Annotated in this window: 10 protein-coding genes and 1 pseudogene; 6 read left to right on the top strand and 5 right to left on the bottom strand. The window is 64.6% G+C overall.

Translation table 11 applies throughout. The annotated features are described in order from the left end of the window. Together EET13_RS23705 and EET13_RS23695 are read right to left on the bottom strand one after the other, a co-directional pair. Positions 1-1,171 (bottom strand): PE family protein (locus EET13_RS23705; RefSeq protein ID WP_136623238.1); only part of this gene is annotated, 1,171 nt, incomplete at its 3' end. A 651-nt stretch (positions 1,172-1,822) separates the two neighbouring features. Continuing rightward, complete coding sequence (locus tag EET13_RS23695; RefSeq protein WP_122444547.1) at positions 1,823-2,428, bottom strand: TetR/AcrR family transcriptional regulator; 606 nt, start codon at positions 2,426-2,428, stop codon at positions 1,823-1,825. Between the two features lie 111 nt (positions 2,429-2,539). Between EET13_RS23695 and EET13_RS23690 the strand changes: the two genes are divergently transcribed. From EET13_RS23690 to EET13_RS23665, 5 genes are all read left to right on the top strand, one after another. Further along, positions 2,540-3,289: a hypothetical protein gene (locus EET13_RS23690; RefSeq protein WP_122444546.1), complete on the top strand. Its 750-nt coding sequence runs from the start codon at positions 2,540-2,542 to the stop codon at positions 3,287-3,289. Next, the gene (locus EET13_RS23685; RefSeq protein ID WP_122444545.1) at positions 3,286-4,032 is read left to right on the top strand and encodes a hypothetical protein; all 747 of its coding nucleotides are present in this window, start codon (positions 3,286-3,288) and stop codon (positions 4,030-4,032) included. The genes EET13_RS23690 and EET13_RS23685 overlap by 4 nt, the downstream gene beginning before the upstream one ends. Then, positions 4,029-4,607 (top strand): cytochrome c oxidase subunit 3, encoded by a 579-nt coding sequence (locus EET13_RS23680; RefSeq protein ID WP_122444544.1) that lies wholly within the window; start codon positions 4,029-4,031, stop codon positions 4,605-4,607. Before EET13_RS23685 ends, EET13_RS23680 begins: the two co-directional genes overlap by 4 nt. Before the next feature lie 6 nt (positions 4,608-4,613). Continuing rightward, the gene (locus EET13_RS23675; RefSeq protein WP_122444543.1) at positions 4,614-4,895 is read left to right on the top strand and encodes a cytochrome C oxidase subunit IV family protein; all 282 of its coding nucleotides are present in this window, start codon (positions 4,614-4,616) and stop codon (positions 4,893-4,895) included. A 623-nt stretch (positions 4,896-5,518) separates the two neighbouring features. Continuing rightward, complete coding sequence (locus tag EET13_RS23665) at positions 5,519-7,792, top strand: cellulose binding domain-containing protein (RefSeq protein WP_168991324.1); 2,274 nt, start codon at positions 5,519-5,521, stop codon at positions 7,790-7,792. Positions 7,793-7,865: 73 nt separating this feature from the next. Here EET13_RS23665 and EET13_RS23660 read toward each other — a convergent pair whose 3' ends face one another. Then, positions 7,866-9,173, bottom strand: coding sequence for a cytochrome P450 (locus tag EET13_RS23660; RefSeq protein WP_122444542.1), 1,308 nt, complete (start codon positions 9,171-9,173; stop codon positions 7,866-7,868). Positions 9,174-9,375: 202 nt separating this feature from the next. Between EET13_RS23660 and EET13_RS23655 the strand changes: the two are divergent. Then, positions 9,376-10,075: pseudogene (locus tag EET13_RS23655) on the top strand (TetR/AcrR family transcriptional regulator). Here the strand turns inward: EET13_RS23655 and EET13_RS23650 are convergent. Next, positions 9,991-10,416: a hypothetical protein gene (locus EET13_RS23650; protein WP_122444540.1), complete on the bottom strand. Its 426-nt coding sequence runs from the start codon at positions 10,414-10,416 to the stop codon at positions 9,991-9,993. The pseudogene EET13_RS23655 and the gene EET13_RS23650 overlap by 85 nt on opposite strands. Then, entirely contained in the window at positions 10,413-11,177 is a 765-nt protein-coding gene (locus tag EET13_RS23645) for an enoyl-CoA hydratase/isomerase family protein (protein WP_122444539.1), read from the bottom strand. Before EET13_RS23645 ends, EET13_RS23650 begins: the two co-directional genes overlap by 4 nt. Between the last annotated feature and the right edge of the window lie 64 nt (positions 11,178-11,241).

Below are 11,241 nucleotides of genomic sequence, written 5' to 3'. Positions count from 1 at the left end.
CACCAGTGCCGCCGGCCCCGCCGGCCCCACCGTTTCCGTATAAGAGTCCGGCGTTCCCGCCGTGTGCGCCGTTCCCCGCGGCGCCACCGTTGCCTCCGTTTCCGGTACCGCACGAGCCGCCGGCGCCACCAGCACCGCCGGAGCCGCCGTTGCCGCCGTTCCCAATCAGCCCTCCGGATCCACCGATCCCGCCGTTCCCGCCGGCCCCGCCGTCCCCACCGGACCAGTTTGAATTGCCGCCGCGTCCGCCGGCTCCGCCAGCACCGCCGTCGCCACCGTTACCAATCAGTCCGCCATTTCCTCCCGCCCCGCCGGCTCCGCCCGTCCCGCCGGATGTGCTGTTTCCACCGCCGTAGACGTCTGCACCGTGACCGCCAGCCCCGCCGGATCCACCGGCTCCGCCGTTGCCGCACAACAGTCCTCCGGCCCCGCCGGCCCCACCGGTTCCGCCGGACCCACCAACGGTATTGCCTTCACCCGGGCTACCGGCTCCGCCGGCCCCGCCATTGCCGCCGTCGCCGAATAGCCCGGCTGCTCCGCCGTTGCCACCGGCCCCGCCGTTACTGCCGGGCGCAGACCCGGCTCCGCCTGCTCCGCCCGCGCCGCCGTTGCCGAACAGCAGCCCGCCTTGGCCGCCGACACCGCCGTTGGCGCCTGCTCCGCCCGCGCCGCCGTTGCCGCCATCGCCGAAAAACCCTGCCGCACCGCCGTTTCCGCCGTTTTGGCCTGCGGCCCCGGATCCGCCGTTGCCGCCGTTGCCGATTAACCATCCACCGGCCCCGCCGTCTTGGCCGGTGCCCGCGGCGCCGTTTGCTCCATTGCCGATCATTGGGCGTCCGACGAGCCACTCGCTGTCGGCATTTGCCGTCTTGACCGCATTCTGCGCTGCATTTTCGATCTCGGTGGTCCAGTACTTCTCGGCGCTGCCGTTGAGGAGGTTGACAAACTGCTGGTGCAGCCACCCATAGTCTCGACTGAATGCTTGCCAGGTCTGGCCGTGGGTAATCAGCAAACCGGCGATCTTTGCCGATACTGCATCGGCGCCTGCGGGTAGTAGCCCCGTGGTCGGAATGGCGGCGGCTGCGGTTGCCTCGCTAAAAGCCGAACCGATGCCGGCCAAATCTGTGGCAGCGTTTTCCAGCGCCTGGGGCGTTATGGTCACAAATGACACAGCGCATCCTCTTCATATTTGCCAAAGTTCTTTTCGGGCACCGTTGACGGTCGCGGGCCGCACTTGCCGACCCTGGGCGGCGCCATGGCGGACCTAGCACCGCCAGCAAGTGGCGATACCGACAACGGCAAACCGGTGGCGCCCAGACCGGCGACTGCGCCGCCCAATCCGGCGGTAGCCCCGCGTGCGCCTGACACCAGCATCATCGGCGGCGAAAGCAAATGGGCTCCACTTCGACGGCGCCGAGTGATTGCTACGCCGGCGCTATAGCGTTTCGCGAATCGGGAATCCAGATGTGAAACCTTGAAAGCGCGAGCACTCATTCTGATAACAAATCTTCTGTTTGGCCGATACGAATGGCGCGAACCATACTGCTAGCGATCGGTCAGACTTGGCTCAAGCGTCCATAAGTTTGCCGCTTACGCTAGGATGTCGATCGAGCTGAGAGAAACTATCGCCGCGGCGATTGTAGATATCAAACTGATAATATCTATCGTGCGATACACCATATTTATCAACACCAGGCTTTCGAGCGCGAAGCGCCGGTCACGGTTTTCGCCCGGGCTGATTGGTTGCTGATGTTGAACCGCGAAAGTCCTTGTCCCACAACGCTTAAGCTCACGCCGACGGATCAGCCGATCGAGCTACCTCTCACCCCGCCTCGGCGGGATCGAAGCAGTCGCGTGCGCCGATGAGCCGGCGGGTGATGCGGCGCAAGTGCGAACGCAGTGACTCGTCGTCGATTTCGGCGACCAACGGGTGCATCACGCCGACGGCAATCGCTCCCGAGAGCATCGCCGCCGACACCCGCGCGTCCTCGGCGGCGTCGTCGACGAGCACGCCGTAGAGCCGGGCGATGAATTGCTGAAAGGGTTGGTGCTGGGCCAGTAGCCGCACGATTACCGGGTCGAACTGCAGCGTGCTCGCCGCGCCCCGGCGTTCGACCGCCACATCGATCACCCGATCCAGCAGCAGCTCGCGCGCCCCCGGTTGGCGGGCCTGGGCTTCGGCGGCCTCCAGCGCCTCTTCCAGACCGCCGAGTTCACGTTCGGTGAGTGCGATGACGATCTGCTCTTTGGACTTGAACTGGTGGTACACCGCCGCTTTGGTGACGCCGATGGCATCGGCGATCATCTGCAGCGAGGTGCCGCCCACGCCGTGCTCGGCGATCAGCTGCAGTGCCGCATCCAGAATGCGCGTTTGCGCAGCGCTGCGCGTAATGAAGCGGAACTGGCCGGGGGATGGCGTGGACACCACACCGAGAGCCTAGCCGATCGGCTATTGACCGCAGCTAGCCGAGCGGCTAGCTTCGCTGACTAGCCGCACCATGCGATCGCCCCAGGACCCGCGGACCGAAAGGAATCCCCGATGTCCGACATCGGCGAGCACCGGACAGCCCCGCCGGCCGCGTCACGGCGCGTCGACGGTGAACTCATCCTGTTGTGGACGCTGCCCGTCGTGGCGATCATCTGGGTGTCGGCGTTCCTGTTGTTTCCCGGCTTCACGCCACCGATGTCCCCCAGGATGCCGGCTGAGCAGGTGGCCGTGTTCTATCGGGAAAACCAATCGGGTGTCCGTTACAGCATGATCCTGTTCAATTGGTTCTGCGTGGGCCTGATCCTGGTCCTGATGCTGCTGGTGATGCAGATTCGCCGGATGGCTCACCGCACACCGATCTTTTCCTACTGCATGCTCGGTTGCGTGGCCGGCGGTCCGACCCTGTTTCTCATCGCCAACATCTGCTGGCTGCTGGCCGCCTTTCGCCCGGAGCGCAACCCCGAGCTGACGCAGATGTTCAACGACCTGGCCTGGCTCACCTTCACCACACAAGTTCCATTCCTCATCGGGCAGAGCGTGATTCTGGCCCTGGCGATTTACTTCGACGATCCGTCGCACCCCGTGTTCAGCCGATGGGTGGCCCATTTCAATGTGCTTGTCGCCGCCGCGCTGGTCCCGGCGGCCTTCGCGGGGCTGACGCTGTCGGGCCCCCTGGCGTGGGATGGCGTGTTGTCATTCTGGCTGAAGAACATCGCCATAGCGGGGTGGATTGTGGTGTCGGCCGTCGTCCTGGGCCGGGCCGTTCGCCGGGAGCGCGCCGAAGAATCGGTCGACGCATGAGTGCAGGCTCGACTAACCGCAGGCGCGAGCTCTGGTTGGCCTGGTGGACGCTCGTCGCTTTCTACAATTTGTTCGCCGTGGTGTTCTTCGTGCTGACCCGCACCCAGCCCCCGCCCGACCCCGCGTGGGACACACCGCGGGTCGTGCAGTGGTTCCAGGACAACCGCTTTGGGATACTCATCGGCTTCGCCATCATGTTCGTCATCACCGGCATGACGACGATGAGCAACGCGCTCATCGCCTATTCCATGCGGCGCATGTCGGTCAGCCCCGCATTCGCGTATTCGTACCTGGTGTTGTATTCGCTCGCCGCGGTTCCGGGCATGTTGCTGATGTGCATCGTGCTGACCGCCGCGGCGATGCGCCCAGGCCGCGATCCCGAACTGATCAGCTGGCTCTACGACTTCGGTTTCCTGTCGTTCATCGGAACAATGGGGGTCTTCCTGATCGGCTCGCTGGTCTGGATGGTGGCGATCTTGATCGACAAGAACCAGGTCTTCCCAAAGTGGTTCGGGTACTTGAACCTCTGCAACGCGCTCACCGAGATCGTGGTCTCGCCGGCATGGATCTTCCGCCGGGGTGTCCTGGCCTGGAATGGACAGATCGCTTGGTGGCTCGACATGGTCGTATTCTGTATCTACACAGGGGCTTTCATCTTCTTGCTGCGGCGGATGATCCAGCGCGAGGACCGTGCTACCGGAACGTTGCCCGAGCCGGTTTCTCCCCGGGCAGCGGCATCATGACCGCCGGTGCGGACAAGCCGGCCAGGTCCGTGCCCGGAGAACCAGACATGTGGGCCTTCGTGTTGTTCGAAACCCTGGTCTTCACAGGGTATTTCGCATTCTATCTGTTCTACCGCACGCAAAGTCCCGAGCTCTTCCCGCGTTCGCAGGCGCAACTGGACTTGCGCATCGGGGTGTTCAACACGCTGATTCTGTTGCTGAGCTCATGGTCGGCGGCACGCTGCGTACAGTCGGCCCGCGTGCACGCCTACCGAGCGGCGCTCAATGATGCCTTTCTCACCGCGTTCTTCGGTCTGGTGTTTCTCGGTACCAAGGTTTTCGAATGGGCCAGCCAGATCCGCAGCGGCAATTCCTTTACCAGCAACGACTTCTTCACCTATTACTTCTTTCTCACCGGGATACACTTCGTGCACCTGTTGATCGGGTTTGTCGTCATCGGAGTTGTAGTCCAACAACTTTGGGACGGGACACGAACTTCGCGATCTCAGCAGCTCGTCGAGACCTGCGCCACCTATTGGCACACCGTCGACTTCCTCTGGGTGCTCATCTTCGCGCTGCTATACGTGGTGAGGTGATCGGAGATGAAGTTCAACAAACGCCTGCCGGCAGTCTGGGCGGTGCTGGCAGCGTTGACGCTGTCCTATCTGTGGCTTGACCACTCTGTCGATGGAGCGCCGAGGTCTAGTGCGGCGGTCACGTCGAGCGTGATCGTGATCGCACTCATTAAGGTGCGCATCATCTTTCGTGAGTTCATGGAAGTCAGGCAGTCTCCTGCCGTGCTGCGCCGCCTGACGGACGCATGCGTGCTGCTGGTCGGCGCCGGCTTGCTTGGCAGCTATCTGGTCGGCATGACGCTCCACTAGGACTAGGAACTAGGCCGGTAGTTGGTCGGCGGCTGACCCATGAGGCGACTGGCAAAAGCGCTATCACCGGTGATAGCGCTCTTGCGACGTATCTGCCGGCCACCTCGGCGATGCTGACGCGGCTACGCCTGCCCGGCGGGTCAGCTGAGCGGCGATCGTCCGGCTTCAGCGTTCACCGGCGACACCGCACACAAAAAACTGACGCCAAATCCTCGGTCATGCCAGCCCCCGAAACGTGAGTCATGGCCGGCGATTGCCGCCACAATCGGAGGCGCACAACGGATTTGTCGCTGGCAGGCGGGCCGGCCAACATCCCACAACGCGGTGAGTGATGTGGCTGATGGAAAAGTTGCAGTTGTGGCCCACCTCGTCGCTGCGCGCAAATCGGAAAGTGCTTCTAAAACCGCACATTCATCCAACGTTGGCGAGAAGCGGCAAGTAGACACAAGTGGCATAACGATATTGACCCGCTGCACGTGGAAGTGCATGATGATGCTTACGAAGATCACAGTTCAATAACGGCCAGATCTCTTTTGCATCGCGCCGCCCTAAGGAGTGTCCCCACGCCGGAGAGCTTCTGACAGGTCCGCTGATAGCCGAGCCTATGAAAAGCAGGTGGCCCCGTGACATTCGTGATTGCAGTACCGGAGTTCATTTCCTCAGCGGCCCGGGATCTGGCCGGCATCGGTTCGACAGTGAGCGCAGCCAATACCGCGGCAGCGGGTTCGACCACCACGATACTGGCCGCCGGTGGTGACGAGGTGTCGGCGGCCATCGCGTCGCTATTCGCCGGCTACGCCAGGGACTATCAGTCGCTCAGCGCTGAGGCGGGGGCGTTGTACCAGAAGATGCTGCACGCCCTGAGTGGCGCGGGAAATTCGTACGCGATCGCCGAGGCGGTCAATGCCTCGATAGTGCAGACCATCAGGCAGGACCTTCTAGGTCTGATCAACGCGCCGGCCCTCGCATTGGTGAATCGACCGCTGATCGGCAATGGCACCGACGCGGCGCCGGGGAGCGGAAAGAGCGGCGGGCCTGGCGGGCTGCTATTCGGCAATGGCGGCAACGGCGGGTCCGGCGCTCCGGGACAGCAGGGCGGCCGGGGCGGTGACGCCGGGATGTTCGGCAACGGTGGTCAGGGCGGCGCTGGCGGGAATGCCCTGCTCGACGCTGCCGGGGTGCCGGCCGGAAACGGCGGGGCCGGCGGTGCCGGCGGCCACGGCGGGCTGTGGTACGGCAACGGCGGTAACGGCGGTAACGGCGGCATGGGCATCAACGGCGGCGCGGGTGGGGCCGGCGGGCAAGGCGCGCCATTGTGGGGCCATCCGGGTGCCAACGGTGCTGACGGCACGAGCACGGGCACCGGCACCGGCACCGGCGGGGGTATCACCGGCAGCGATACCACCGGCACCGGCGGCGGCACCGGCACCGGCACCGGCACCGGCACCGGCACTGGTACGAGCACCGCGATAACGGCGACATACAACGCGGGGCCGCAATGGGACAACGGCTTCACCGGCAGCTACACCATCACCAATTCGGGCGCAACGTCGCTGACCAACTGGCAGCTCCAATTCGATCTGCCGGCAAACGAATCCGTGACAGGTGTGTGGAACGGGCAGGTTGCCCAGTCCGGCACGCAATACCTGATTACGCCGGCGTCGTGGAATCAAACGATTGCACCAGGCAGTTCGGTCACAGTCGGCTTCCAAGCAACCCAGACCGGCACCTACTCCCCGCCGACCAACTTGTTGATCAACGGACAACCGGTCACCGCGGGCACCGGGACCGGCACCGGCGGCACCGGCACCGGTGGTACGGGAACGGGTGGGACGGGCACCGGCGGCACCGGCACTGGCACCGGCGGCACCGGCACCGGCGGCACCGGCACCGGTGGCACGGGAACGGGTGGGACGGGCACCGGCGGCCCGACGTCGGGTCAGTACTCGCCTTACGTCGACATCACGCTGTATCCCGGACCTAACGGCTACGACTTTTCCTCCGCCGCCCGGGCGGGAGTCAAGAACGCCACGTTGGCCTTCATCACCGCCGACCCGAATGGTCAAGCGGCCTGGGGAGGATATTCGGCGCTCGATGTCACTGGCGGCTCCCAGAGCTCGTTCATCAACAACCAGATCGCCAACATGCACAGCGCGGGCATCAATGCGACCATCTCCTTCGGCGGCGCGGCCGGCACCGACCTTTCGGCCGTCAGCGGTCAGACCCCCACAGCGCTGGAGCAGCAGTACCTGTCGGTGGTGAATACCTACAAGATCTATCACCTCGACTTCGACGTCGAAGGCGCGTTGCAGGGCAACACCCAGGCGCTGGCGACACAAGCGAAAGCCATCGCCATGCTGCAGCAGCAGGAGGCGGCCAACGGCACACCAGTGACCGTCTCCTACACCCTTCCGGCGCTGCCGACCGGGCTGGTGCCGGGTCAGGGGGGCGGACTGAACGTGCTCCAAATCGCTACGGCCAATGGTGTCAACATCTCCCGGGTGAACATCATGGCCATGGATTACGGCCCCGGTTTCGATCAGCCCGGAAACCCGGGCATGGGCACGTACGCGATCGACGCGGCGACGGCGACCCACGGTCAGTTGATGACGCTGTATCCATCGCTGACCAGCGAGCAGGCGTGGTCGATGCTCGGGGTGACGCCCCTCATCGGAATCAACGACGACCCGAGCGAGATCTTCACCCTCGCCGACGCCCAACAGCTGACCACGTTCGCTATACAAAACCACATCGGCGAGTTGTCCATGTGGGAGCTCCCTCGCGACACCACAGGCACATTGGGCGCGGTCGATGCCGTCGACGGCAGCGGAGTGGCGCAAACCCCCTTCGAGTTCTCCAAGATTTTCGAGCAGATCGAAACCGGCTCCCAACTTTGATGCCGGTCGCGCAACGGACGGCCTGAAGGCGTCCCGAACCACGGAAATCGCTGTGCCGCAGGCGTTTCGGAAGTCACCCGACGGGAGCGTCGGCGTCGAGTGGTGACCCCGTCGGCGTGAACGTCAGATGCAGTTCGGTGAGGCCGCGCAGGATATAGGTCGGCTCATAGCGATAGCGGCGATCGCCTGCCGGCCCGTGCCTGGCCGGGTCGACGGCAATGTCGGACATCCGGTCCAGGATGCGCTCGATCGAAACACGGCCCTCGACGCGGGCAAGCGGTGCGCCGGGGCAAGAGTGGACCCCTCGGGCAAAGGCCATGTGTTCGCGAACGTTCTTTCGGTCCAGGCGAAACTCGTGCGGATTGTCGAACCTGCGCGGGTCGCGGTTGACGGCCCCGGGCAACACCACCACGACGGTTCCGGCCGTGATGTCGACTCCGGCGATGTTGGTGGTCCGGCGGGCCAGGCGTGAGTCGCTCTTGACCGGGCTCTCCAGGCGAAGCGATTCCTCGATGAACGCCGGAATCAGGCTGCGGTTCGCACGCAGCCGCTCCTGGATGTCGGGCCGCTCGACCAGCACCTGCAGCGCGGCGCTGAGCAGTTTGGCCGTTGTTTCCTGCCCGGCGGCGAAAAGGAATGTGGCCGAACGGACTACGTCAATGACCTCGGGCGTGGATCCGTCCGGATACTTTGCCGTCGCAAGCGCGGTCAGCACGTCGCCACGCGGTTCGCGACGGCGGTCTTCGATATAGGAGCAGAACTTCTCGTCGAGCCACTGTAACGGGTTGGTACCGACCGATTCGTGGTCAAACCCGCCCACCCGCGAGCCCGGACGCTCGGCGCCCAACATGACACGAAACTCCTTGTGGTCGTCTTCGGGAACACCCAGCAGGTCGGCGATCACCAGGGTGGCAAAGGGTTTGGAGTATTCGCTGATGAACTCGCACCGGCCGTTGCCCAGGAACTCGTCGAGCTGACGGTCGGCCAGGCGCCACATGAACTCCTCGTTCTGTTTCAGGCGGCTGGGCGTCAGCAGCCGGCTCAGCAACGACCGGGCCCGGGTATGATCCGGCGGGTCCATGGTGACCATGTGCTCATACATCGGGAATTTCTCGCGGTGCTGGTCGATCTGGGCGTTGATGTTGTCACCCGCGGGTTCGAAGGGCAGCGGCGGGAACGGTCCGCCCAGTGCGACGCAGTTGGAAAATGAATCGGTGTCCTTGTAGACCGCGGCGGCCTCTTCGTAACCGGTGACGGCGACGACGCCGTGATGCGGCAGCCGCAATACCGGGTTGCGGCTGCGCAGGTAGTCGAAATACGGGTACGGGTCGGGAACCAGCGAGGGGTCGGTGAAAAAGTCGATCGAATCGTAGTCGCTCATGTCGCGTGCCTCCCGGAGCTGGGTTGCCGAATGGGCCGTCGGCGGCGAAACCTTCCGCCGCTCGAATCCGACGATGTGCTGAGCACCTGCTTAGCACGGCGTTATTGTCATGGTCAAGGCGGCCCACCCGGCAACCACGGCGACGTCGCTACGATCGGCGTGGTCGACATCAGCGAAATGCCGAGGATACGGAGTTGAGGCCATGACATCGGCTCGCCGGATCGGGGCGCCGGATGCGAAGAATCGCGGACTGTTGCTCGATGCGGCCGAGCAATTGATGCTCGAAGAGGGCTATGCGGCAGTGACTTCCCGCCGTCTGGCTGGCAAGGCCGGGTTGAAGCCGCAATTGGTGCACTACTACTTCCGCACCATGGATGACTTGTTTCTGGAAGTTTTTCGTCGCCGCGCCGAAGCTGGTCTGCGGGTGCAGGACCGGGCGCTCGAGTCGGCGCAGCCGCTGTGGGCGCTGTGGCGGTTCGGCACCGAGCCCGGATTCGCAAAGATGACAATGGAATTCATGGCCCTGGCCAACCACCGCAAGACGATGCGGTCGGAAATCGCTTACTACGCGGAACGTTTCCGCGAACGGCAGCGGGTCGCGTTGACGGCCGCGCTGCAGCGCTACCACGTCGACACCCAGGACGTGCCGCCGGTGGTGTGGACGGTCCTGATGACCAGCATTTCGCGATTTCTGGTGATCGAGCAGGGGCTTGGCATGTCGGGCGGGCATGCCGAAACCGTGGACGTGGTCGAGCGCTACCTGCGTCGTCTGGAAGGTGAGCCACAGCCACCAGAACGGTAAGCGCCGGCCGCCGCGTCACCAGTTACGCAGCGAGCAGAGCACACCGCGCGGTCCGTCCTTGGCGACGACGACCACCCCGTCCACGGCCAGATCGCAATGAAACATCGGTGTGCCCGGTTCGGGGCCGGTGCTGGCGGTGACCATCGCCCACTGGTCGGGTTTGGCCAGCATGACCTGAATGGTCCAGGGCCTGCCCGGAGCGATATCGGCCTGGATGTTCGGTGTGAATTGGTACGGGTTATGGCTGTAGTCGGAAAAAACGGCCGGATCCTGATCCTGGTAATAGATGTCGGCGTAAATCGGGTCCTGCGCCGAGATGGTGTACCGGACCTGATGCATGGGTGTGTCATCGGCGGGTGACCGGCCGGCGCCGACCACCAGCGCCGCGCCCGTCAGCAACACCGCTAAGGCGCAACCCAGCCGCCGCGTCGTCGGGGTCATATCGCGCCTCCAGCTGGTTGGCGGGGACTGGACGTGCGGTTCATCACCCGCGCCGCGGCCTGCCAATGGGCCTGCGCTACCCACAGCCGTGCGAAGGATGCTATCGCCTCATCGGGCGAAACTCCGCAGATTACCCGCTTGATCTCGGTGGCCGGATGGCGCGACAGCGCCGCGGCGACCGGTCGCCAGCCGCGATCCGGTGAGTCGAACAACGCGCGGGGCAACACCAGATCCACCAGGCCGATGCGTTCGGCCTCGGCGGCATCGAGCGCCGTTCCCGTGCCCGCCAGCAGCAGTGCCCTGCTTTTTCCGACCAGCGCGGCCAGTCGCTCGGCTCCGCCCCATGCCGGCATGATCTCCAGCTCCACCTGATTGAACGCGATCTTGATGTCGTCGGCGGCAATGCGGATGTCGGCGGCGACGGCCACCTCGGCGCCGCCGCCGAAGGCGTGGCCGTTCAGCGCGGCGATCACCGGAGCGGGAAATGCCGCGAGCTGATCGCAGATGGCGCGCATCCGCTTGGCCATCGCCGCGGCGTCCTCCTCGGTTCTTAGCGCGCTCAGCTCCTTGATGTCGCCGCCCGAAACGAACGCCCGCTCCCCGGCGCCCTTGATCACCAGCGCTCGCGCGCCTGACGCCGCCTCCAGTGCCGTCTGCAGCTGGTCCATGGTGTCGAGCGCGATGGCGTTGCGCGCATGCGGGCGGTCGATGGTGAGCACCGCCAACCCGGTGCCGGACTTGTCGAACTCGAGGTCCACCATGCGTCGATGCTTCCGGGGGCGAGCGGGCGATATTGGCATTCTCTTACTCGGAGAATAGCATCAT

Origin of the sequence: Mycobacterium attenuatum, assembly GCF_900566085.1 — a bacterium.
Taxonomy (GTDB): Bacteria; Actinomycetota; Actinomycetes; order Mycobacteriales; family Mycobacteriaceae; genus Mycobacterium; species Mycobacterium attenuatum.
The sequence above is the reverse complement of the archived record's forward strand: the minus strand, read 5'-3'. Positions and strand labels throughout refer to the sequence as shown.